The sequence below is a fragment of the Streptomyces sp. NPDC002676 genome (assembly GCF_053592455.1).
Genome location: NZ_JBSFVT010000008.1, coordinates 76,702 through 98,341, shown reverse-complemented (window position 1 = coordinate 98,341; position 21,640 = coordinate 76,702). Strand labels below are relative to the sequence as shown.

Genomic DNA, 21,640 nt, shown 5'->3' with positions numbered 1-21,640 from the left:
GCAACAGCGCGTCGGCCGCTTGCCGACCCCGACACCGGGTGTATCTCCGCGGTAGCCGGCCGCGGGTCATGCGGGCGGGAGGAACTGCTCCGTCCAGACCGTCTTGCCGTCGTGGGTGTAGCGGGTGCCCCACCGCTCTGTGAGCTGCGCGACCAGGAAGAGCCCGCGTCCGCCCTCGTCCGTGCTGAGGGCCCGTCGGAGGTGGGGGGAAGTGTGGCTGGTGTCGGACACCTCGCAGATCAGGCAGTGCGTACGGATGAGGCGCAGGGTGACGGGGCCGGCTGCGTACCGGTAGGCGTTGGTGACGAGTTCGCTGGCGACCAGCTCCGTCGTGAAGGTCAGATCCGCCAGCCCCCATTCGGTCAGTTTCGCCGTGGTCAGCTCCCTGGCACGGGCGGCAGCGGTCGCTTCCAGGGGCAGCCGCCATGAGGCGACATTCTGTGGCCGTAGCACCCGGGTACGTGCGATGAGCAGCGCGACGTCGTCAGTGGGGAGGTGGTACTTGGGCAGCAGCGCTTCGGCCACGGCGTGGCAGGTGTGGTCCAGAGGTTCTGTGGCGCGGGTGAGACATGCGCGCAAGTTCTCCAGCGCGACGTCTATGTCGCCGTTGCGTGCCTCCAGGAGGCCGTTGGTGTAGAGCGCGAGCAGGCTGCCCTCGGGGAGGTCCAGATCGTACGTTTCGAACGGCAGTCCGCCCAGGCCCAGCGGCGGACCGGCGGGCAGATCGAGCACGGTCACCTCGCCGTCCGGGGTGGACACCACCGGCGCCGGGTGGCCGGCGCGTGCCAGGGAGCAGCGCTGGGAGACCGGATCGTAGACCGCGTAGAGGCAGGTGGCCCCGAGCACCTGCTCAATCGCCGAGGGGTTGTCGTCGGCGTTCGCCTCCAGCTCGGTGGCCAGCAGACTGACCAGATCGTCCAGCCGCGCCACCACCTCGTCCGGTTCCAGGTCGAGGCTGGCCAGGGTCCGCGCGGCGGCGCGCAGACGGCCCATGGAGGCCGCAGCGTGGATCCCGTGGCCGACCACGTCTCCCACCACGAGAGCGACCCTGGCTCCTGACAACGGGATCACGTCGAACCAGTCACCGCCGATGCCCGGTTCACCGCTGGCCGGGAGGTACCGGCAGGCCACCTCCACGGCCGGCAGGTCGGACGCCGCGCTCGGCAGCAGACTGCGCTGAAGGGTCAGGGCGGCGCTCTGCTGCTGGGTGAAGCGGCGCGCGTTGTCGATGCAGACGGCCGCACGGGAGGCAAGCTCCTGGGCCACCGCAGCATCGTCGTCCTCGAAAGGCTCCGAATTGCGCGACCGCCACAGGCTCACCACGCCCAGTACCAGGCCGCGCGCGACCAGGGGAACCGCGATCAGCGAATGAACGCCGAGCCCCAGGGCGATCTCGACCCGCCGCCGGTCCATGGCGTACCACTCGGGGCGGAGGGACAGCAGCCCCTCGAGAATCGGGCGACGTTCCGCCAGGCACCGCGCCTGCGGAGATTCCGGAAGCAGCGGGACCACATCGCCCTCCCGGAACGGGACGCGGTGTTCTGGTGGTGAGAAGGCAGCCCGGAGCAGCGGACCTGCCAAGCCGGGAACTGGTTCGTCGCCGAGTGTCACGGGCTTCAGGAGGTCCACCGAGCAGTAGTCGGCCAGGCCGTGGACGGCCGCCTCGGTCAGTTCCCGAGCGGTCTGGGTCACGTCCAGTGAGGTTCCGATCCGGGCGCTCGCCTCGTTCAGCAGGGCGAGCCTGCGTTGCGCCCGGTGGCGGTCGGTCACGTCCTCGATCGTCTCGGCCACGCCGAGAACCCGGCCCGAGGGGTCTTCCATCCGGAACGCCGAGACGGACACGATCCGTTCCCGACCCGGATCGTGGCGTGGCCGGGCGGACTGCTCTGTGAAGATCAACGGCTCGCCGGTCTCCAGAACGTGCCGTACTCGGTCCTCTGCCGGACCCGCGTCCTCGTCGACCATGAATTCGCGGGAACGACGGCCTACCGGTGCCTCGGCCGGGACGCCGCTCGCCTTTTCGACCGCACGGTTGACCCGGATCACTCTCCTGTCCGGGCCGTAAGTGACCAGGCCGATCGGGGAGCGGTGGTACAGGCCGTCCAGGAGCGCACGGTCCCGCTGCCAGGCAATGACCTCCTCGGCAGGAGCACCGACGAGGAGCCACTCCCGACCACCACCCTCCCGGGTGACCGCACGGGCCCGGAAGCCCATCTCCACACGGTGTCCGTCGCGGTGTCGGACGGGCAGGACACCGAACCAGCCTCCCGCCTTCATGGCGTCTACGACCACGGAGCGCGCGAGCGACAGGTCACGGGCGTCGACCAGGAAGTCCTGCCATGCTCGTCCGATCACTTCCTTGGCCGGATAGCCCAGCAGCTCCTGTGCACGTACGCTCCAGCCGACCACGGTGCCTCGATCGTCGAGCACGGCCGATGCCCCACGCCCTAGGGCGAATGGGTCCTCAGGACTCTCGCTGAAATGCATCGACGGTGTCCCCATAGCCACCACCTTGCCTCCGTGACTCCGATGTTCCTCCCCGTGGTCTCCGTCCGCGACTCTCCCGTTCCTCAGCGAGACGACTCGGCCGTGGCACCGCGCCAATGACGATCGATGCCATGGCCGGCCGGGCCGGACTCAGGCTGGTTCGGCTACTTCTCCGATACGGGTTCGGTGGCGAGGGGAGTCCAGGAGCAGGCCAGGGAGCCGCCGATCAGACCGGTGATCAGTCCGAGGAAGAGGCCGCCGAAGTTCGCGACGGGGAAGGAGATGAGGGTGAGCAGGAGAGTGGCAATCCCGGAGAACACGCGCAGGTGCGGTTGGTACCAGAGGGTGAGCCCCAGGACGATGAGCAGGACGCCGATGATCAGGGCTCCGGCACCGGACGTGGTCGACAAGGCCAGCGGAATTCCGCCCAGGTCCAGATTCGCGTACGGCCAGTACAGGATGGGCAATCCCGCCGTAAGGGTAAAGAGCCCCGCCCAGAAGGGACGTTCGCCGCGCCAGGTTCTGAATGCGTGCCGGGCACGCGCTGCGGTGACGCGCGGTCGGGGGCGTTCGGCGGGTTCGGCCCGCCCAGGTCTCAGAAGCATTCGTGACGGCCGTGCTCGATCTGCACGCGCAGGCCGGGGATGTTGAACGTACCGGCGGAGAGCGCGACCGCGGTCACGCGCACGTCGGTCAGGGCGACCGACGTGGCCTGCTGCCCGAAGCCGTTGGGGTCGAAGAAGCGGGAGTTCCTGTCGCCCGGGTTGATCGGACCCTTGGTGATATTCCCCTGCGCGATTCCCTGTTCGAGGCCCCGGAAATCCGCCTGCCCGGCCGACTGGAATGTCGTGTCGAGGAACAGGTTCGTCGCTTCGACCGGTCGTTCGTTTCCGCCGGTGAGCTTCAGCGTCTGTACGCCCAGCACCGGGACCTCGACCAGTACGGACTGGCACAGCCTGCTGATCGTCGAGTGCCGGGATCCGGTGACCTGGACCGGCACAAGCCGGCCCTGCCTGGTCACGTCCACCATGCCGTAGATGCTCAACCCGCGAGCGTTCAGCGTGTCCGCGGTGACCTGGAACTTCTTGCCGGAAATGAGGAACGACGCGGCCAGTACACCCTGTCCCATGGCGATGGCGAGGGCCGCACAGGCTGCGACGCCGGCTACCAGGACTGCCGCGAAGCGCCGCCAACGGGTTTTGCCGGCGCGGGGCGACATCCCGTCTCCTTCGGTCATGGCGCGAGCCGCCTCTACCTGGACAAAGCGGACATTTACCTCGCTTCCCAGTAGTGGATCCTAGGCTTCCGGTTGTGACGATCGGCTGCACGCCAGGGCCGCCGTACGGGTGAAGCACATGTTGACCGGCCCTTCGGGCCCGGATGGAGAAGGCTCTCGATGCTGCTTGTCCTGGCGTGTGGGCGTAGATCGCCGAGCGGTACTGGGGTGCCCACGTCGTTGCCCTGGGGGAAGCCCTGGCCGCCGTTCCGCGCCTCAGCCGGGCAGCGTCGCCGGGCTGCCGCCGTTGGCCTCGTAGCCGGCCACCGCCAGGGCGCGGTAGAGCGCGAACTCGGCTGCCGGGTCGGCGCACAGGGTCCAGGGCAGAGCGCCGACATGGCCGTCGACGTGTATGAGCTGGTGCATGGCCTCCGCCCAGCGCTCGGACCGGACCAGGAAGAACGTCAGCAGGTGGCCGACGTGCGACAGCATCGGGTCGTCCGGGCGGGCCGCGTGCACCGCGTGCAGCGCGCCGTGGATCGCCTTGGTGACGACCTCGCTCTGGTAGAAGCTCGAGACCAGGTTCACCTCGGGGAGGTGCTCGAACACCGCGAACAGCGGCAGCGCGGCGAGCAGCGAGCCCTGCGGGGCGCGGGCCGCCGCGCTCTCGGCGAAGGAGTACGCCAGCTCACGCGAGCCGTGCCACTTCTCGCACCAGTAGTGCAGCGCCGCCAGATGCGCGCCCATGTGGTTCGGCGCGCGGTCGAGGATCTTCAGCCACAGCTGCTCGAACTCCGGCTGCGGATGGGCGAGGCCGCGGGCGACGGACAGCTCCACGATGTACGGGACCGGGTCGCCGGGTGCCAGCAGCGCCGCCTGCCCGCACGCGTCCCGGGCCTCCTCCATGATGATCCGGAACTCGTCCGTGCCTGGCTGTGACGTCCGCCAGGCCTGCTGCACCAGGAACTCGGCGTGCACCGCCGCACCGCCCGCGTCCTTGGGCTGCTCGGCCCGCCACACCCTGAGCCACTGACCGCCGGGCGTCTCGTGCACCCCGCCGGGCCGCTGCTGCAGCTCCAGGGCCGCCGCACCGGCGAACGCCTGCACGCGCTGCCAGCGCAGCTCCCCCTCCGTCTCCGTACCCGCCAGCAGCTGGGCCGCCGCGCGGTAGTCCCCCGTGCGCTGCACCAGGTCCAGGACGTCCAGCAGGTCCTGGTCCGGGCCGGGCATGCGCACGTCCAGCTCCTCCTGGCGTACGAAGCCGTAGTTCGCCGGGTCGGCGGCGTCGGGGTGGTCCGGCGTGACCTGCTCGATCAGCCCGCGCCTGCGCCGGAGGACCGGGAGCAGCGCGAAGCTCAGCATGAGCAGGGCAATCAGCAGCCAGAGAATCACCATGACTCAAGCGAACCAGACGCCGCCGACAATTGGCCAACCCCGCCCGCCTGCCTGTGGAAAACTTCGGGCCGGTTCATGACAGGGGGCGTACGGCAGCACCGCCGTACGGCCGGGCGAGCCCGACGTCCGTACGTCATCATCCGACCAGGCGCACTACGCTCGGTGCAATGAGCGACACTCATATCAGTCAGCACTTCGAGACCCTCGCGATCCATGCGGGCAACACCGCGGATCCCCTCACCGGCGCGGTCGTCCCGCCGATCTACCAGGTCTCGACCTACAAGCAGGACGGCGTCGGCGGGCTGCGCGGCGGCTACGAGTACAGCCGGAGCGCCAACCCGACCCGGACCGCCCTGGAGGAGAACCTCGCCGCGCTGGAGGGCGGGAGCCGCGGACTCGCGTTCGCGTCCGGCCTGGCAGCCGAGGACACCCTGCTCCGGACGCTGCTCACGCCCGGCGACCACGTGGTGATCCCCAACGACGCCTACGGCGGCACCTTCCGTCTCTTCGCCAAGGTGGTCAGCCGCTGGGGCGTGGAGTGGTCCGTGGCCGACACCAGCGACCCGGCCTCCGTGCGCGCCGCGATCACCCCGAAGACCAAGGCCGTGTGGGTGGAGACCCCCTCCAACCCGCTGCTCGGCATCACCGACATCGCCGCCGTCGCTCAGATCGCCCACGAAGCGGGCGCGAAGCTCGTCGTCGACAACACCTTCGCCACGCCCTACCTCCAGCAGCCGCTGGCGCTCGGGGCCGACGTCGTCGTGCACTCCCTGACCAAGTACATGGGCGGCCACTCGGACGTGGTCGGCGGTGCGCTGATCGTCTCCGACGAGACGCTCGGCGAGGAACTGACCTACCACCAGAACGCGATGGGGGCCGTCGCCGGTCCCTTCGACTCCTTCCTGGTGCTGCGCGGCACCAAGACCCTCGCCGTGCGCATGGACCGGCACAGCGAGAACGCCACGAAGGTCGCCGACATGCTGACCCGGCACCCGCGCGTGACGCGGGTTCTCTACCCGGGCCTGCCGGACCACCCCGGCCACGAGATCGCCGCCAAGCAGATGCGCGCGTTCGGCGGCATGGTGTCCTTCCAGGTCGAGGGCGGCGAGGAGGCGGCCGTCGAGGTGTGCAACCGCGCCAAGGTGTTCACCCTGGGGGAGTCGCTGGGCGGCGTCGAGTCCCTCATCGAGCACCCGGGCCGCATGACGCACGCCTCCGCGGCCGGCTCCGCCCTCGAGGTCCCCGCCGACCTGGTGCGCCTGTCCGTGGGCATCGAGAACGTCGACGATCTGCTGGAGGACCTCCAGCAGGCCCTGGGCTAGGTCCTGTCGTCAAATTCCCGTCGTCCGCCCGAAGGGCGGGCCCCGCGGCGGCGATGGGGGTGCCCCCGCGCGAGCGTGTTCGAGCGTGGGGGAGCGTGCGATCGCAAGGCGCCGGAGCGGCCTCGTGGCGGAGTCACGTGGGCGCTCCGGCAACGCGGCGAGCGTGCGTGCCAGGCTGGGCGGCGGCGGCGCGTCGGGCGCGGCCGCGTCGCGGGGCAGGCGGGAATTTGACGACAGGGCCTTAGCGGAACCTGTGCTGGTGGGCGGCCCCAGGCCCTGAGCCGGCGGGCCGGTCACCAGCCGGTGACCTCCGGAGTCGTCTGCGACGGCGGCTCCACCCACGGGTGCGCCTGCGCCGCCCACACGGTGAACGCCACCGCGGCGGCACACAGCAGCAGCCACAGCACCCGCTGCGCGAGCCGCCGGCGCCGCAGCAGACGGGTGCCGCGGCGCACCGCCTCCGGGTGCAGATCCGGTGGCACCGGCGGCGGCGTCCGCTCCATCAGCCGCCGCGCGGCGGCCTCCCGCTCGGGCCGGTTCACCGGGGCCTCCCCGCGTGCCGTGGGCTCATGAGGGTGCGACCTTCGTGCCCACCGCGCGCGGGGCGGTCGGCCGTGGATGCAGCAGGGTGGCGGTCGCGCGGTCGCAGACGGTGTGCACGCGCTCCGTGGGCATCCCGAGCAGGGCCGCCGCCTGTTCCGCGGCGACGCCTTCGTACAGCCGCAGCACCAGGATGAGCCGCTCCAGCAGCCCGAGGACTGCGAGCGGGCTGTCCGGATGCGGGCGGGCGCGGCCGAAGGCGCCGTACTGCTGCCACATCCCGCGCGCGAAGCGCGTGGCCAGGTACTGGCGGGCGCAGTCGTAGGGGTCCTCGCCGCGCAGCCGGTCCCAGCGGGCGTAGGTGTGGGCGAGCGCCAGTGTCAGCAGGCGCCGCGCGCGCGGGTTGGCGTCCGGCGCCTCCGCGGTGAGCAGCGTGGCGGCATGCAGCAGCCGCCCTGCCGCGCCCGCGACGAACGCCTCGAACTCCCGGGCCCGACGGGCACCACGCAATGCCTGCCGATCACGCACCGCGCCTCCCCCTGGACGGGGCCCTGCCCGGTACGGGACAGGCGGACCGCGTACGACGCAGGACCCGATCTCATATGAGGCCAGTGGCGGCCCGGGGTCAAGAGTCCGGAACCCAACTCCCGCGCGGGGTTCAGGACGCCGGCGTCTGCTCCGCCGGCTGCACCACGTGCACCGCCATCCGCGAGGAGAGCGCGGTGTTGAAGCGCGTCAGGAGCGTGCAGAACTGCTCGCGCTCCTCCGGCGCCCAGTCCTGCGTCAGCTCGGCCATCAACTGACGCCTGGAAGAGCGCACTTCTTCCAGCCGGGAGACACCGCGCGGGGACAGCTGAAGCACCACCGCGCGCCCGTCCTCCGGGTGCGAGGTGCGCTTGACGAGCCCGGTGTCGACCAGCGGAGCCACCTGCCGGGTGACCGTGGAGGAGTCGATCCCCATGCTCGCGGCGAGCGCCTTGACGCCCATAGGGCCCTCGTTGTCGAGGCGGTTGAGCAGCAGGTACGCGGCGCGGTCCATGGACGTGCGCACCTGCCCGACGCCGCCGAGCCGGGTCTGTTCGGCACGGCGCGCGAACACCGCCACCTCGTGCTGGAGGGTGTCGAGGAGACCGGTGTCACCGACGGTCGTCATGTCCATCGACATTCCTGGTGTTGTGGGCATGGCCGGGGGCTCACTTCATGAAGGGTGCTGTGGGTTGGGGGACAGGGTACGCGGCCCGGAGCCAGGCCGTACCGGCGCTGCACGAACCGGTCTCGGAGGTTGGTCGTCACCGCCGTTCGGCCACGTGGGCTGCGAGACTTGAGTCATGAGCTACGGCACCACTGGCTCCTTGCGTTCCGTCACCCTCGACGACGTGCGCGGAGCCCAGAAGATGCTCTCGGGCGTGGCACGGGTGACCGCTATGGAGGGCAGCCGGCACCTGTCCCAGCTGGTCGGCGCGCCGGTGCACTTCAAGTGCGAGAACCTCCAGCGGACCGGCTCGTTCAAGCTGCGCGGCGCCTATGTGCGCATCGCCGGGCTGCTGCCGGAGGAGCGGGCGGCCGGAGTGGTGGCCGCGAGCGCCGGGAACCACGCGCAGGGCGTGGCCCTCGCCTCCTCACTGCTCGGCGTGCACGCCACGGTGTTCATGCCGAAGGGCGCCCCGCTGCCGAAGATCAGCGCCACCCGGGACTACGGCGCCGAAGTGCGCCTGTACGGCCAGGTGGTGGACGAGACGCTGGCCGCCGCGCAGGACTACGCCGCCGAGACCGGCGCGGTGTTCATCCACCCCTTCGACCACCCGGACGTCATCGCCGGCCAGGGGACGGTCGGCCTGGAGATCCTGGAGCAGTGCCCGGAGGTGCGCACGATCGTCGTCGGCATGGGCGGCGGCGGGCTCGCGGCCGGTATCGCGGTCGGGGTGAAGGCGCTGCGGCCGGACGTCCGGATCGTCGGCGTACAGGCGGAGGGCGCGGCGGCCTACCCGCCCTCGCTCGCGGCCGGGCACCCCGTGTCCGTGCAGAACCCGACGACGATGGCGGACGGCATCAAGGTGGGGCGGCCGGGCGTGGTGCCGTTCGGGATCGTCGAGGAGCTGGTCGACGAGGTGCGCACGGTCAGCGAGGACCAGTTGTCGGCCGCGCTGCTGCTGTGCCTGGAGCGGGCCAAGCTGGTGGTCGAGCCGGCCGGGGCGAGCCCGGTCGCGGCGCTGCTCGGCGAGCCCGGCGCGTTTCCCGGACCGGTCGTCGCGGTGCTCTCCGGCGGCAATGTCGACCCGGTGCTGCTCCAGCGGGTGCTGCGGCACGGCATGGCAGCGCAGGGCCGCTACCTGGCCGTCCGGCTCCTGCTGACGGACCGGCCGGGCGCCCTCGCCACGCTCCTCGGGGTGTTGTCGGTGGTGGACGCCAACGTCCTCGACGTGAGCCACGTACGAACCGACCCGCGGCTCGGGCTCACGGAGGCGGAGGTGGAGCTGCACCTCGAGACGAAGGGTCCGGCGCACTGCGCCGAGGTCGGCCAGGCCCTGCGCGCGGCCGGTTACACGGTCATCGACTGAGGCCGGGCAGCGCGGAAAGCAGTTGTGTCACTCGTTCGTGGAAATCCATTGAGAGACGCGATACATCGCGTTACTGTGTGTCCTGTTGTGCTCGCCGACCGCCTGCCCGCATCCGGAAAACCAAGGGCGGATCCGGGCGCGCGAACCTAGCCTGTCCCTTCCCCGATGAAATCCCCGACGACGTGGAGACTCACATGCCAGGCGCCATCTATGCCGAAGGCCTGGTGAAGACCTTCGGCGACGTAAGGGCACTGGACGGCGTCGACCTCGATGTCCCCGAGGGCACGGTCCTCGGCCTGCTGGGGCCGAACGGCGCCGGCAAGACGACGACCGTCCGCTGCCTGACGACACTGCTGCGCCCCGACAGCGGCAAGGCGGTCGTCGCGGGCGTCGACGTGCTCAAGCATCCCGACACCGTCCGCCGCTCCATAGGCCTGTCCGGCCAGTTCGCGGCGGTCGACGAATACCTGACCGGCCGGGAGAACCTGCAGATGGTCGGGCAGCTGTACCAGATGAGGGCCAAGGCGGCCAAGGCGCGCGCGGCGGAACTGCTGGAGCGGTTCAACCTCGCGGACGCCGCCGACCGCCCCGCCAAGACCTACTCCGGAGGCATGCGCCGCCGGCTCGACCTCGCCGCCGCCCTCGTGGTCTCACCGCCCGTGATGTTCATGGACGAGCCGACCACCGGCCTCGACCCGCGCAACCGGCAGCAGTTGTGGGACGTCATCAACGAACTCGTCTCCGGTGGTACGACCCTGCTGCTCACCACGCAGTACCTGGAAGAGGCCGATCACCTCGCCCATGACATCGCGGTGGTCGACAACGGCCGCGTCATCGCCAAGGGCACCTCCGACCAGCTCAAGGCCCGCACCGGCGGCGAGCGCGTCGAGGTCGTGGTGCACGAACGCGAGCACATCGCGGGGGCCGTGGAGGTGCTGCGCGGCTTCGGCAAGGGCGAGGCCACGGTCGAGGAGCACACCCGCAAGCTCACCGTCCCCGTCACCGGCGGCGCCAAGCTGCTGGCCGAGGTCATCCGGGAGCTGGACACCCGCGGGATCGAGATAGACGACATCGGACTGCGCCGCCCCACCCTCGACGACGTCTTCCTGTCCCTGACCGGACACGTGGCCGAGGTGAAGGACGAGGAGAACGGCGCGGCGAAGAGCGACAGCAAGGGCGCCAAGGGTGCCAAGGGCGCGAAGGGCGAGGAGGCCGCGAAATGAGTGCCGTCAGCGAAGCCGTGCGAGGCGTGCCGCCGGCCGCACCGTCGACCAACCCGGTCGCCCAGTCCTTCCGCGACTCGATGGTCGTTGCCAAGCGCAACCTGATCCGCATGTCCAGGATCCCCGAGATGATCATCTACGGCCTGATCCAGCCGATCATGTTCGTGGTGCTGTTCACCTATGTCTTCGGCGGGTCCATGAAGATCGGCGGCAGCACCAGCGCCGCGGACTACAAGAACTTCCTCATGGCGGGCGTCTTCGCGCAGACCGTCACGTTCGCGACCGCCAGCTCCGGCGCCGGTATCGCCGACGACATGCACAAGGGCCTCATCGACCGGTTCCGCTCCCTGCCGATGGCGCGCGGTGCGGTGCTGACCGGACGCACGCTCGCCGACCTCGTGCAGACGGCCCTGACCCTGGTCGTGCTCGCCGTGGTCGCCCTGCTGGTCGGCTGGCGCGTCGGCACCGAGGGCGACACGAACGTCGGCAAGGTCCTCGCCGCCTTCGGCCTGCTGCTCCTGCTCGGCTATGCGTTCACCTGGATCGGCGCCCTGATCGGCATGTCCGTGCCCACGCCCGAGGCGGCCACGTCCAGCGGACTGATCTGGCTGTTCCCGGTCACGTTCATCTCGAACGCCTTCGTGGACACCGGTCACATGACCCCGTGGCTGCGGCACATCGCCGAGTGGAACCCCTTCTCCGCCACCGCACAGGCCTGCCGTGTGCTCTTCGCCAACCCGGGCCAGTCCCATTCGCACGCCTGGCCCATGGAGCACCCGGTCTGGGCGTCGCTGATCTACTCGTTCCTGATCATCGCGATATTCCGCACCCTCGCGGTCCGCAAGTACCGCTCGGCCACGGCCTGAGGACGCCCCCGGCACGACGATGCCCCCGGCGTCCGATGGGCGGACGCCGGGGGCATCGACGTGGATCAGGGGGCCGGGATCAGCCCGAGTAGGGCTCGGCCTTCAGGATCCTCACCGAAGCCTTCTTGCCGTTCGGCAGCTCGTACTCCGCGTCCTCGCCGACCTTGTGGCCGATGACGCCCGACCCGAGCGGGGACTGCGGGGAGTACGTCTCGATGTCGGTGCTCGCGTACTCACGGGAGGCGAGCAGGAACGCCAGGGTGTCGTCCTCGTCACCGTCGAAGGCGATCGTCACGACCATGCCGGGCGCCACGGTGCCGTCCGCCGAGGCCGGGGCCTCGCCGACCTGGGCGCTTTCGAGGAGCTGGGTCAGCTGGCGCACGCGCAGCTCCTGCTTGCCCTGCTCCTCCTTGGCCGCGTGGTACCCGCCGTTCTCGCGCAGGTCGCCCTCCTCGCGCGCGGCGGCGATCTTGGCCGCGATCTCGGTGCGCGCAGGACCAGTAAGGTACGCAAGCTCGTCCCTGAGCTTGTTGTACGCCTCCTGGGTCAGCCAGGTGACGTTCTCGCTGGTCTGGGTCACAGGGTGCTCCTCGTCGGTACTGGGAATACAAAGCATCGCCCTACCCAGAAGAATGTTCCCTCTCGGGTGGGCGAAACCACGAGCCTAACAATTCACGAGCGGAAGGGGGAGGACATAAGCCACATGAATTGCATCAATGCAGGTCGGCCGGTCCGTATTCCGGGTGAGATCCGGTCATGTCGGCCGGTGCTCCGGCAGGATCAGCCGGCGTGACAGCCGAGCAGCTCGGCGGTCGTGCCCGGGGCCGTCGTACGGAGCGTGACGACCTTGTCGATGCGCGTGGCCGAGCCGGTGAAGCGGAAGTCCGCCCGGCCCACCTCGGTGCCGTCGGCCGCCTGGGACCGCAGCGTGCAGTAGCCGGAGGCGCCCGCGTCCTTGTGGACCTCGAGGTGGATCTTCACCGCGTCGTCGGAGGCCCGGAACGTGATCACCTGGGCACTGATCTTGTTCTGTACGACGTAGTGGTAGCCGAAGTAGCCGACCAGGGCGAGCAGCACCGCGCCGAACGTGGCCCCGGCGATCTTGAGTCTGCGGTCGGCACGCTCGTCCGAGGAACGGCCGTAGCGGCCCTCGGGCAGCCCGGTGCTCGCCGTACTCATGATCGTCCTCTCGGCAGGGACGGGACGGGTGTCCCGAATGGGGCCCCGAAGCAGCGCCCCGGAATTATTCGCCCCCCGATTCGGTCACTATAGAAGCCGCCAATCGCGCCCGGAGCTACGGGGGCGCCGAGTTACCGAGGATTGAGTCTTGACTGACCAGCTGCGACTGATGGCCGTTCACGCGCACCCCGACGACGAGTCGAGCAAGGGCGCGGCCACCATGGCGAAGTACGTGTCCGAGGGGGTGGACGTGCTGGTGGTGACCTGCACCGGCGGAGAGCGTGGGTCCATCCTCAATCCCAAGCTGCAGGGCGACAAGTACATCGAGGAGCACATCCACGAGGTACGCAAGAAGGAGATGGACGAGGCCCGCGAGATCCTCGGCGTCAAACAGGAGTGGCTCGGCTTCGTCGACTCCGGCCTGCCCGAGGGCGACCCGCTGCCCCCGCTGCCCGAGGGCTGCTTCGCCCTGGAGGACGTCGACAAGGCGGCCGGAGAGCTGGTCCGCAAGATCCGCGCCTTCCGCCCGCAGGTGATCACCACCTACGACGAGAACGGCGGGTACCCGCACCCCGACCACATCATGACCCACAAGATCTCCATGGTGGCGTTCGAGGGCGCGGCGGACGCCGAGAAGTACCCGGAGTCCGAGTTCGGCCCGGCGTACCAGCCGCTGAAGCTCTACTACAACCAGGGCTTCAACCGCCCCCGCACCGAGGCGCTGCACAACGCCATGCTGGAGCGCGGCCTGGAGTCGCCCTACGGGGAGTGGCTCAAGCGCTGGAAGGAGATCCAGCGCGTCGAGCGCACGCTGACCACGCACGTCCCGTCCGCGGACTTCTTCGAGATCCGTGACAAGGCGCTGATCGCGCACGCCACGCAGATCGACCCCGACGGCGGCTGGTTCAAGGTGCCCATGGAGCTCCAGAAGGAGGTCTGGCCGACGGAGGAGTACGAGCTGGCGAAGTCCCTCGTCGATACCTCCCTCCCCGAGGACGACCTCTTCGCGGGCATCCGCGACAATGCCTGACATGACTGCAAGCCTGGCACTGACGCATCTTGTCCCCCTCGCCAAGGAGGTGGACGAGAACAAGGTCACCCCCGGCGTCCTCGGCTTCATCGTCTTCGCGTTGATGGCCCTGGCCGTGTGGGGCCTCATGAAGTCGATGAACAAGCACATGCACAAGGTCGACTTCAAGGAGGCCCCGGACGCCGAGACCGGCGCCGAGGCCGGCACCAAGGCGACGCCCAAGGCCCAGCGGGGCTGACCCGGCGGGTCAGTGCCCGGCCGGCACGGCGACCCCCATCACCTCCCGCGCGTGGCGGCTCGGCACCATGCCGAGCCGCCAGGCCTGCCAGCCCGCCTCCAGCTGCACGCCCCGCTCCAGCAGCAGGGCGTACGCCGTCACGCAGTCGTCCAGCTTCTCGTCCCGCAGCGGATGCGCGGCTCCGGCCAGCTGGGCCAGCTCCTCCTGGGCGACCGCCGTGCCCACCTCCACCCCGCCCGGCGCCGCGTACGGCAGCAGGGTGCAGCGCAGGAAGCGCGCCCAGTCCTCGCCCCGCCGGTCGCCGTACGAGGTGAACAGGGCCAGCGCCTCGTCGCACAGGGCCAGCGCCTGCTGCGTACGGGCGTTGCCCGCGTCCACCACCGCCAGCTCCAGGCACGTCCACGCCTCGCCGTGGGCGACACCGATGCGCTGGAAATCGGCGCGGGCGTCCACCAGCAGCTGCCGGGCGAAGCCCGAGTTGCGTAGCGAGCCGGTCTGCGCGGCCCGCTGGTCGCGGGTGACCCGCGCCGAGTGATGCCGGGCACAGGCCAGACCGTAGACATCACGCATCCGGGAGAACATCGTGCGGGAGCGCTCCAGTTCACGGACCGCCTGGTCCGGGCTCGCGGCCTCCTCCAGCGCCTGCCCCAGGTAGTACAGCGTCCACGCCTCGCCCCGCGCGTCCTCGTTCTCCCGGTGCCGGACGGCCGCCTGCCGCAGGCTCTCGGCGGCAGCGGGGGCGTCGCCGCCGACCAGCCGCGCCCGGGCCAGCTGTGTCAGCGCCCACGCCTCCCCGCGGGCGTCGCGCGTCTGTCCGTATCGGTCCAGTGCCGCCCGCAGCTCCGTCTCCGCCCGCGGTACGTCGCCCATCCGCAGCGCCAGCTGGCCCAGCTGGAAGTGGGCCCACGCCTCGCCGTGCAGCGAGCCGCCCTCGCGGTGCAGGACCAGGGAGCGGGTGAGCAGGTCCAGGGCCTCCGGCAGGCGTGCCCGGTCGCGCTGCACCGCCGCCAGCGCGTGCATCGTCCAGGCCCGGTCCGTCGCCAGCGCGGGCGCCGCCTGGAGTTCCAGGGCCTCCTGGAGTTTGGCGGCGGCCTCGGTGAGGTTGCCCTGGTGGTGCAGCGTGATCCCGAGCGAGCACAGGGCACGGGCCGCGCCCGCGTCGTGTTGGGCCTCCCGGTAGAGGTCCACCACGGAGGCCAGCGTCGTGCGGGCCTTGTCCAGCTCACCCAGCTGCCGGGCCGCGATACCGGTCCGCCACTGCACCGAGCGCACCAGCAGACCCTGGTCCACGGACTGCGCCAGCTCGCTGATCTCGCCGAGCCGGTACAGATCGCCTCGCAGCAGGCAGTAGTCGCACAGCGCCCCCAGCAGGTTCAGCACGGCCGCCTGGTCCACGCCCTCCGCCTGCCGCAGGGCCGCCGTGATGAAGCTCGACTCGTCGTCCAGCCAGCGCAGCGCCTCTTCCAGCGAGGTGAAGCCGTGCGAGCCGAACCGGTCCGAGCGCGTCGACATGTTGCCGTCGACCAGCCGCAGCACCGATTCGGCCAGCTCCGCGTAGTTCACGATCAGCCGCTCCTGCGCCGCCGTACGCTCGGCCGGCTCCTCCTCGTCCAGCAGCCGGGCCTGCGCGAAGGAACGGACCAGATCGTGCAGCCGGTACCGGCTGCCGCGCACATGGTCGAGCAGACCGGCCCGCGCGAGCGCGCCCAGATGCCGGCCGGCCTCCTGCTCGTCGGTGGCGAGCAGCGCGGCGGCGGCTGCCCCGCCCAGCGAGGCACGCCCGGCCAGGGCGAGCCTTCTCAGCAGCCGGCGCGCGGGATCGGGCTGGTCGGTGTAGCGCAGCCACAGCACCCGCTCCACCGGCTCCACCGGACCGTACGCGGCCAGGTCCGCCGCCAGCCCGCGCGGCGAACGGGGGCCCAGCGAGGAGCCCGCGATCCGCAGCGCCAGCGGCAGACCCCCGCACAACTGGCGGACCTGGTCGGCGGATTCGCCGTCGTACGGCCCCGACGCGTCCTGCGCGGACGCGTTCAGCAGCTCCTCGGCGCCCGCCGTGTCCAGCGGGTCCACCGGGAGGTGATGGACCCAGGCCGACAGGTCCGCGGGCAGGTCGAGGGCCGTGCGGGCGGTGACCAGGACCAGACTGTCGGAGCGCTCCGGGACCAGCGCGCGCACCTGCTCCGGGTCCGAGGCGTCGTCCAGCACGATCGTCACGGGCAGACCGGTCAGCTGCCGGTGGTACAGCTCGCCGAGCCGCTTGACCTGCTGGTCGGGGGAGGAGCGCTCCCGGAACAGCAACTGCTCCCGGGGCGCCCCGAGCCGGTTCAGCAGATGCAGCAGGGCGTCCCGGGTGGGCAGCGGCGACTCCTCCCGCCGGTTGCCGTGCAGGTCCACGACGACCGCGCCACGGAAGTGGTCCCGCAGCTCGTGCGCCGCGCGCACCGCGAGCGTCGTGCGGCCGGAGCCCGGCTCACCGTGCAGCACGACCACCGTCGGCCGGGTCTCCGTGGCCGCCCGGGCCGCCTGCGCCCACTGCCTGATCCGCGCCAGCTCCGCCCGGCGCCCCGCGAACGGGCCTTCCGGATCGGGGAGTTGAGCGAACGACTGCTCCAGCACCGTGCGCCTGCGCGCCGCCGCGCTCTTGTCCGCACCGCGCAAAGCAGCGGGCGCGCCCGTCGTCTTCGGGCCCGTGGAGGCGCTGAGCACCCGCTGCTGGTCGAGGAACGGGCGGATACCCCGTACCTCCAGCGCCGTCAGCCACTCCAGCCGCAACTGCTCGGGCCCGCCCGGCTGTCCCGCCTCGCCCGCACGGTGATGGGCGGCGGGCAGATGGGACCCGGCGACCTTCACCACCGTGGCGGCGGCGCCCGCCACGCCCGCGGCGACGCCCGCGCCGACGGCCGTGCCCGCGCCGGTGCCGAGGGACAGGTCGGCCACGGCCGCGGCGCCCGCGGCAACGACGGCCGCCAGCAAGGCGGTTCCGGCACCCTCGCGCGCGTACCGCTGACCGAAGGTCAGCCGGCCGGCCTGGGACTCGTCGAGCGCCCGGGCGTAGGCGTCGTACTCCTCGGCGGCCGTTTGCCCCATGGCGTCCAGTGCGTCCCGCGCCCGCGACAGCAGCAGCTGCCCGTCGATCCGCCCGCCCGAGCGCCGTACCTCCTCCTCCACGGCCCGCACCAGGAGACGCTCGGCCTCCGCCCGATGGCTGTCCCGCATGTCCCGTCCCCCTCCGGTGGCAACTCCTCCGCGTACGAGTGTCCTTCGGGGGCGGCGGGATGGGGAGGGGTGGCGATCAGGGGGCAGGTGGGGGTTTCGTGCTGAATTGCCGTGCGCCATGTGGCGAGCGGCGCGGCGACACCGCCAGGTGTACACAGACACCGGCCAGGGCCGCCTCCGCGACCGCGCAGGCCAGGGCCTGGGTGAGGGCGGTGCCCGCCTGGGCCGTCGTTATGTCGAACCAGGCGTCCAGCACCGCCACCGACGCGGTCGCGGAGGCGGTGAGGCGGGCGCGGGGGTCGCCGCGCAGGCCCAGCAGGGCCGTCGCCGCGCAGCCCGCCGCCATGAGGACGTCCAGGCCGATCCAGGCCAGGGACCAGTGTCGTACCTCCGCGTCGCCCGGGAGGGTCAGGGCGAGCACCACCATCCACGGCACGAGCAGCACGGCTCCCGCGCCGAGCAGGATCAGCGTCCACCTCTTGACCGCCGCCTTCCGCACCATCCCCGTCCCCGTCCCCATCGCCGTCCCCGCTCAGCCGTTCGTCTGCCGTCTGCCGTCTGCCGTCTGCCATCCGCCGTCTTCCGGCGGTCGTCGTCCCACCCACAACGCTAGATCGCCGAGAAAGTTCTGCAAAGAAAATTCGGCAGACATCAGGGACAGGTCAGGGACGGCTCAGGGTTCTCAGGGTTACCGTGGCCGCATGACCGACGGCATGCCCGAGATGACCAGCCTGGAGCGCACCGCGCTCTACAAGTCCCTGGGCAACCCGCTGCGCCGCCGGATCCTCGAATACCTCGGCCGGCACGGCGAGGCGAACTCCACGGGCCTCGCCCGCGAACTCGGCGAAAGCTCCGGTACCACCAGCTACCACCTGCGCAAACTCGCCGAGCAGCGGCTCATCGAGGAGATCCCGGAGAAGTCCGGCGGGCGCGAGCGCTGGTGGCGGGCGCTGCCGTTCAGCCACGTCACACCCGACCCGGTCACGATGCCCGCCGAGGAGTACGCAGCCGCCGCGCAGCTCGCCCACCTGAAGATCGAGGTCGACACCGCCCTCTTCCGCCGCGCCCACCAGGAGTATCGCGGCCCCGAAGGCTGGGCCCAGGTCCAGCGCAGCGGCACCTGGCTGACCAGGGAGGAACTGCTCGCGTTCATGAGCGAGTACCACGCCTTGCTGGGCCGCTACGCCCACCCGCGCGAGGAGGCACCCGAGGGGGCGCGCCCGGTTTCGATGCGCTTCTACGCGGTGCCGGAGGCCGTGGGAGAGTGGAACGGTGAACCGACTGGCCCATGAGACGTCCCCGTATCTGCTCCAGCACGCCGACAACCCCGTCGACTGGTGGCCCTGGTCGGCCGAAGCCTTCGACGAGGCCCGCAAGACGAACAGGCCCGTCCTGCTGAGCGTCGGGTATTCGAGCTGTCACTGGTGTCATGTCATGGCCCACGAGTCCTTCGAGGACCAGGCAACCGCCGACTACCTCAACGAGCACTTCGTCAGCGTCAAGGTGGACCGCGAGGAGCGCCCCGACGTCGACGCCGTCTACATGGAAGCCGTCCAGGCGGCCACCGGGCACGGTGGCTGGCCCATGACCGTCTTTCTCACCCCGGACGCCGAACCCTTCTACTTCGGCACCTACTTCCCGCCCGAGCCCCGGCACGGCAGTCCCTCCTTCCGGCAGGTGCTGGAGGGGGTCCGGCAGGCCTGGGCCGACCGGCGGGACGAGGTCGGGGAGGTCGCCGGGAAGATCGTGCGGGATCTCGCGGAGCGGGAGATCGGCTATCAGGCCGCCGAGGTCCCCGGAGAGCAGGAGCTCGCGCAGGCGCTGCTCGGGCTCACCCGGGAGTACGACCCGCAGCGCGGCGGATTCGGCGGCGCGCCGAAGTTCCCGCCGTCCATGGTGCTGGAGTTCCTGCTGCGGCACCATGCGCGCACCGGTGCCGAGGGTGCGCTGCAGATGGCCCAGGACACGTGTGAGCGGATGGCCCGGGGCGGGATCTACGACCAGCTCGGGGGCGGGTTCGCGCGGTACTCCGTGGACCGCGACTGGATCGTGCCGCACTTCGAGAAGATGCTCTACGACAACGCCCTGCTGTGCCGGGTGTACGCGCATCTGTGGCGGGCCACCGGATCGGATCTCGCGCGCCGGGTCGCGCTGGAGACCGCCGACTTCCTGGTCGGTGAACTGCGTACGAACGACGGCGGGTTCGCCTCCGCCCTGGACGCGGACAGCGATGACGGCAGTGGTCGGCACGTCGAGGGCGCGTACTACGTGTGGACGCCCGAGCAGCTCCGCGAGGTCCTCGGGGACGATGACGCCGAACTCGCCGCCACGTACTTCGGGGTGACCGACGAGGGCACCTTCGAGCACGGTCAGTCCGTACTCCAACTCCCGCAGAGTGAGCGCGTGTTCGATGCCGCCAAGGTTGCGGACATCCGGCGGCGCCTGCTGGAGCGGCGCGCCGAGCGCCCCGCGCCCGGGCGGGACGACAAGGTCGTCGCCGCCTGGAACGGGCTCGCGATCGCCGCGCTCGCCGAGACCGGCGCCTACTTCGGCCGGCCCGACCTCGTCGAGGCCGCGGTCGGCGCCGCCGATCTCCTCGTGCGGGTGCATCTCGACGAGCATGCGCGGCTCGCCCGGACCAGCCGGGACGGCCGCGTCGGCCCCAACGCCGGTGTGCTGGAGGACTACGCGGACGTCGCCGAAGGCTTCCTTGCGCTCGCCTCCGTGACCGGGGAGGGCGTCTGGCTGGACTTCGCCGGGCTGCTTCTCGACCATGTGCTCGCCCGCTTCACCGACCCCGAGAACGGGGCGCTGTACGACACCGCCTCCGACGCCGAGCGGCTCATCCGCCGCCCCCAGGACCCCACCGACAACGCCACGCCCTCCGGCTGGACCGCCGCGGCCGGTGCCCTGCTGGGCTACGCCGCGCATACCGGGTCGCCCGCCGCGGCAGCGGCTGATGTCAACGTGCATCGGACCGCCGCCGAGCGGGCGTTGGGCGTCGTCAAGGCGCTCGGGCCGCGCGTGCCCCGGTTCATCGGCTGGGGGCTCGCCGTCGCCGAGGCACTCCTCGACGGGCCGAAGGAGGTCGCGATCGTCGGTCCGTCCCTCACCGACGAGAAGACGGCCGCCCTGCACCGTACGGCACTTCTGGCCAACGCCCCGGGGGCCGTCGTCGCCGTCGGCGCTCCGGAGAGCGGCGAGTTCCCACTGCTTGCAGACCGGCCGCTCGTGGGCAGTGAACCGGCCGCGTACGTCTGCCGCAACTTCACGTGCGACGCCCCGACGACCGATCCGGAGCGGCTGCGCAGCGCGCTCGACGGCTGACACGCATCGGGGAGGGGTTCCTCTACGTCTCGTCCACTGAAGGGGAGGGGGTCTCCCGCCGGAGGAAAATTCAGGCGTCCCGAGCCGTCCCCATGGGATCCTGATCAGGTGAGCAGGCCGGAGATCCATGTCGAGTTCGCCCCTGAGCTGGGGCTCTTCGTCCCGCACGGGCGGCGCGGGCGCGCCACGAAGGTCGTCACCGACGGCGCCTCCTCGCTCGGCCATGTCGTCGAGTCGCTGGGCGTGCCGCTGACCGAGGTCGGCGCGCTCGTCGTGGACGGCCGTGTCACACCCCCTTCCCATGTGCCGGCCGACGGCGAGTGCGTCGAGGTCCGTCCTGTGCAGCGCCCGCAGCGGGTGCCCGGCGCTCCGCTCCGTTTCCTCCTGGACGTCCACCTCGGCACCCTCGCCCGCCGGCTGCGGCTGCTCGGTGTGGATGCCGCGTACGAGTCCACGGACATCGGCGACCCGGCCCTCGCCGCGCGCTCCGCCGCCGAGAGCCGGGTGATGCTCAGCCGCGACCGGGGGCTGCTGCGCCGCCGGGAGCTGTGGGCGGGCGCGTTCGTCTACCACACCCGGCCGGAGGAGCAACTGCGGGATGTACTCGACCGGTTCGCGCCCGAGCTGCGGCCGTGGACGCGGTGTACCGCCTGCAACGGTCTGCTGTGCGACGCCACGAAGGATGAGGTCGCCGGCCAGCTCGCGCACGGCACGCTGCGGACGTACGACGTCTTCGCCCGCTGCCGGGAGTGCGGTCGCGCCTACTGGAAGGGCGCGCACCACGACCAGCTGGAAGCCATCGTGGAGCGCGCCCTCACCGAGTTCCCGAGCCGGGGCTAGTCGGCGCCCCTGCCGTCACCTCGCCTTTTCCGCGTGCAGCGCGGTGCACTGCTATCCGCTGGCATATGCCCGGTGCATGGCTTTGCGAGTTGCGGGACGACCTTTAACTTGCGTCATGGGAAATTAACAGGCGTTCGCCCCCGCATGTGTGTAGATATCGTGTATAACTCTTACTGTCTGACCTCGAAGGGCGGGCGCCGGTT

General features: G+C 71.1%; 20 protein-coding genes. 9 read left to right on the top strand and 11 right to left on the bottom strand.

Annotated features, from left to right (window positions below; translation table 11 throughout):
- Positions 1–66: 66 nt before the first annotated feature.
- From ACWD3E_RS23240 to ACWD3E_RS23225, 4 genes are all read right to left on the bottom strand, one after another.
- Complete coding sequence (locus tag ACWD3E_RS23240) at positions 67–2,502, bottom strand: SpoIIE family protein phosphatase (protein ID WP_451389464.1); 2,436 nt, start codon at positions 2,500–2,502, stop codon at positions 67–69.
- A 149-nt stretch (positions 2,503–2,651) separates the two neighbouring features.
- Entirely contained in the window at positions 2,652–3,092 is a 441-nt protein-coding gene (locus ACWD3E_RS23235) for a DUF6114 domain-containing protein (protein WP_451389463.1), read from the bottom strand.
- Positions 3,083–3,724, bottom strand: a complete 642-nt coding sequence (locus ACWD3E_RS23230; RefSeq protein WP_451389462.1) for a DUF6230 family protein — start codon at positions 3,722–3,724, stop codon at positions 3,083–3,085. Before ACWD3E_RS23230 ends, ACWD3E_RS23235 begins: the two co-directional genes overlap by 10 nt.
- A 255-nt stretch (positions 3,725–3,979) precedes the next feature.
- Positions 3,980–5,098 carry a hypothetical protein gene (locus ACWD3E_RS23225; protein ID WP_451389461.1) on the bottom strand — a complete coding sequence of 373 codons (1,119 nt, stop codon included), beginning with the start codon at positions 5,096–5,098 and terminating at the stop codon, positions 3,980–3,982.
- A gap of 167 nt (positions 5,099–5,265) precedes the next feature.
- Between ACWD3E_RS23225 and ACWD3E_RS23220 the strand changes: the two genes are divergently transcribed.
- Complete coding sequence (locus tag ACWD3E_RS23220) at positions 5,266–6,420, top strand: cystathionine gamma-synthase (RefSeq protein ID WP_451389460.1); 1,155 nt, start codon at positions 5,266–5,268, stop codon at positions 6,418–6,420.
- Positions 6,421–6,713: 293 nt separating this feature from the next.
- Here ACWD3E_RS23220 and ACWD3E_RS23215 read toward each other — a convergent pair whose 3' ends face one another.
- The 3 genes from ACWD3E_RS23215 to ACWD3E_RS23205 form a co-directional block, all read right to left on the bottom strand.
- Positions 6,714–6,962: a hypothetical protein gene (locus tag ACWD3E_RS23215; RefSeq protein WP_451389459.1), complete on the bottom strand. Its 249-nt coding sequence runs from the start codon at positions 6,960–6,962 to the stop codon at positions 6,714–6,716.
- A 25-nt stretch (positions 6,963–6,987) separates the two neighbouring features.
- Positions 6,988–7,488, bottom strand: a complete 501-nt coding sequence (locus tag ACWD3E_RS23210; RefSeq protein ID WP_451389458.1) for an RNA polymerase subunit sigma-70 — start codon at positions 7,486–7,488, stop codon at positions 6,988–6,990.
- A 130-nt stretch (positions 7,489–7,618) separates the two neighbouring features.
- Positions 7,619–8,125 carry a MarR family winged helix-turn-helix transcriptional regulator gene (locus ACWD3E_RS23205; RefSeq protein WP_451389677.1) on the bottom strand — a complete coding sequence of 169 codons (507 nt, stop codon included), beginning with the start codon at positions 8,123–8,125 and terminating at the stop codon, positions 7,619–7,621.
- A 163-nt stretch (positions 8,126–8,288) separates the two neighbouring features.
- On the opposite strand from ACWD3E_RS23205, the gene ilvA reads away from it, so the two are divergent.
- The 3 genes from ilvA (at position 8,289) to ACWD3E_RS23190 (ending at position 11,607) form a co-directional block, all read left to right on the top strand.
- A complete protein-coding gene (ilvA, locus tag ACWD3E_RS23200; RefSeq protein WP_451389457.1) occupies positions 8,289–9,518 on the top strand; it encodes a threonine ammonia-lyase in 1,230 nt (409 codons plus the stop codon).
- A gap of 194 nt (positions 9,519–9,712) precedes the next feature.
- Entirely contained in the window at positions 9,713–10,741 is a 1,029-nt protein-coding gene (locus ACWD3E_RS23195; RefSeq protein ID WP_451389456.1) for an ATP-binding cassette domain-containing protein, read from the top strand.
- Positions 10,738–11,607: an ABC transporter permease gene (locus ACWD3E_RS23190; RefSeq protein ID WP_451352402.1), complete on the top strand. Its 870-nt coding sequence runs from the start codon at positions 10,738–10,740 to the stop codon at positions 11,605–11,607. The genes ACWD3E_RS23195 and ACWD3E_RS23190 overlap by 4 nt, the downstream gene beginning before the upstream one ends.
- A 79-nt stretch (positions 11,608–11,686) precedes the next feature.
- Here ACWD3E_RS23190 and greA read toward each other — a convergent pair whose 3' ends face one another.
- Together greA and ACWD3E_RS23180 are read right to left on the bottom strand one after the other, a co-directional pair.
- Positions 11,687–12,187 (bottom strand): transcription elongation factor GreA, encoded by a 501-nt coding sequence (gene greA, locus ACWD3E_RS23185; protein ID WP_451389455.1) that lies wholly within the window; start codon positions 12,185–12,187, stop codon positions 11,687–11,689.
- Positions 12,188–12,387: 200 nt separating this feature from the next.
- The gene (locus ACWD3E_RS23180) at positions 12,388–12,786 is read right to left on the bottom strand and encodes a DUF4307 domain-containing protein (RefSeq protein ID WP_451389454.1); all 399 of its coding nucleotides are present in this window, start codon (positions 12,784–12,786) and stop codon (positions 12,388–12,390) included.
- 148 nt (positions 12,787–12,934) lie between these two features.
- On the opposite strand from ACWD3E_RS23180, the gene mca reads away from it, so the two are divergent.
- Together mca and ACWD3E_RS23170 are read left to right on the top strand one after the other, a co-directional pair.
- A complete protein-coding gene (mca, locus tag ACWD3E_RS23175; RefSeq protein WP_451389453.1) occupies positions 12,935–13,816 on the top strand; it encodes a mycothiol conjugate amidase Mca in 882 nt (293 codons plus the stop codon).
- Position 13,817: 1 nt separating this feature from the next.
- Entirely contained in the window at positions 13,818–14,054 is a 237-nt protein-coding gene (locus ACWD3E_RS23170; protein WP_451389452.1) for a hypothetical protein, read from the top strand.
- Positions 14,055–14,063: 9 nt separating this feature from the next.
- On the opposite strand, the gene ACWD3E_RS23165 is transcribed toward ACWD3E_RS23170, so the two are convergent.
- Both ACWD3E_RS23165 and ACWD3E_RS23160 read right to left on the bottom strand, forming a co-directional pair.
- Positions 14,064–17,270: a tetratricopeptide repeat protein gene (locus tag ACWD3E_RS23165; RefSeq protein ID WP_451389451.1), complete on the bottom strand. Its 3,207-nt coding sequence runs from the start codon at positions 17,268–17,270 to the stop codon at positions 14,064–14,066.
- Positions 17,271–17,346: 76 nt separating this feature from the next.
- On the bottom strand, positions 17,347–17,772 hold the full coding sequence (locus tag ACWD3E_RS23160; RefSeq protein WP_451389450.1) for a hypothetical protein: 426 nt from the start codon (positions 17,770–17,772) through the stop codon (positions 17,347–17,349).
- Positions 17,773–17,971: 199 nt separating this feature from the next.
- Here ACWD3E_RS23160 and ACWD3E_RS23155 point away from each other — a divergent pair, with 199 nt between their 5' ends.
- The 3 genes from ACWD3E_RS23155 (at position 17,972) to ACWD3E_RS23145 (ending at position 21,437) form a co-directional block, all read left to right on the top strand.
- A complete protein-coding gene (locus ACWD3E_RS23155; protein WP_451389449.1) occupies positions 17,972–18,562 on the top strand; it encodes an ArsR/SmtB family transcription factor in 591 nt (196 codons plus the stop codon).
- Positions 18,543–20,597 (top strand): thioredoxin domain-containing protein, encoded by a 2,055-nt coding sequence (locus ACWD3E_RS23150; RefSeq protein ID WP_451389448.1) that lies wholly within the window; start codon positions 18,543–18,545, stop codon positions 20,595–20,597. The genes ACWD3E_RS23155 and ACWD3E_RS23150 overlap by 20 nt, the downstream gene beginning before the upstream one ends.
- 108 nt (positions 20,598–20,705) lie before the next feature.
- Positions 20,706–21,437 (top strand): Mut7-C RNAse domain-containing protein, encoded by a 732-nt coding sequence (locus ACWD3E_RS23145; protein WP_451389447.1) that lies wholly within the window; start codon positions 20,706–20,708, stop codon positions 21,435–21,437.
- The last annotated feature ends 203 nt before the right edge of the window (positions 21,438–21,640 follow it).

What these genes read in the sequence shown, in the direction of transcription:
- ACWD3E_RS23165 (WP_451389451.1), bottom strand. Translation starts at nt 17,270, where the DNA reads ATGCGGGACAGCCATCGGGCGGAGGCCGAGCGTCTCCTGGTGCGGGCC.
- ACWD3E_RS23160 (WP_451389450.1), bottom strand. Translation starts at nt 17,772, where the DNA reads ATGGTGCGGAAGGCGGCGGTCAAGAGGTGGACGCTGATCCTGCTCGGC.
- ACWD3E_RS23220 (WP_451389460.1), top strand. Translation starts at nt 5,266, where the DNA reads ATGAGCGACACTCATATCAGTCAGCACTTCGAGACCCTCGCGATCCAT.
- ACWD3E_RS23225 (WP_451389461.1), bottom strand. Translation starts at nt 5,098, where the DNA reads ATGGTGATTCTCTGGCTGCTGATTGCCCTGCTCATGCTGAGCTTCGCG.
- ACWD3E_RS23240 (WP_451389464.1), bottom strand. Translation starts at nt 2,502, where the DNA reads ATGGGGACACCGTCGATGCATTTCAGCGAGAGTCCTGAGGACCCATTC.
- ACWD3E_RS23230 (WP_451389462.1), bottom strand. Translation starts at nt 3,724, where the DNA reads ATGACCGAAGGAGACGGGATGTCGCCCCGCGCCGGCAAAACCCGTTGG.
- ilvA (WP_451389457.1), top strand. Translation starts at nt 8,289, where the DNA reads ATGAGCTACGGCACCACTGGCTCCTTGCGTTCCGTCACCCTCGACGAC.
- ACWD3E_RS23180 (WP_451389454.1), bottom strand. Translation starts at nt 12,786, where the DNA reads ATGAGTACGGCGAGCACCGGGCTGCCCGAGGGCCGCTACGGCCGTTCC.
- ACWD3E_RS23155 (WP_451389449.1), top strand. Translation starts at nt 17,972, where the DNA reads ATGACCGACGGCATGCCCGAGATGACCAGCCTGGAGCGCACCGCGCTC.
- ACWD3E_RS23195 (WP_451389456.1), top strand. Translation starts at nt 9,713, where the DNA reads ATGCCAGGCGCCATCTATGCCGAAGGCCTGGTGAAGACCTTCGGCGAC.
- ACWD3E_RS23205 (WP_451389677.1), bottom strand. Translation starts at nt 8,125, where the DNA reads ATGTCGATGGACATGACGACCGTCGGTGACACCGGTCTCCTCGACACC.
- ACWD3E_RS23235 (WP_451389463.1), bottom strand. Translation starts at nt 3,092, where the DNA reads ATGCTTCTGAGACCTGGGCGGGCCGAACCCGCCGAACGCCCCCGACCG.
- ACWD3E_RS23190 (WP_451352402.1), top strand. Translation starts at nt 10,738, where the DNA reads ATGAGTGCCGTCAGCGAAGCCGTGCGAGGCGTGCCGCCGGCCGCACCG.
- ACWD3E_RS23170 (WP_451389452.1), top strand. Translation starts at nt 13,818, where the DNA reads ATGACTGCAAGCCTGGCACTGACGCATCTTGTCCCCCTCGCCAAGGAG.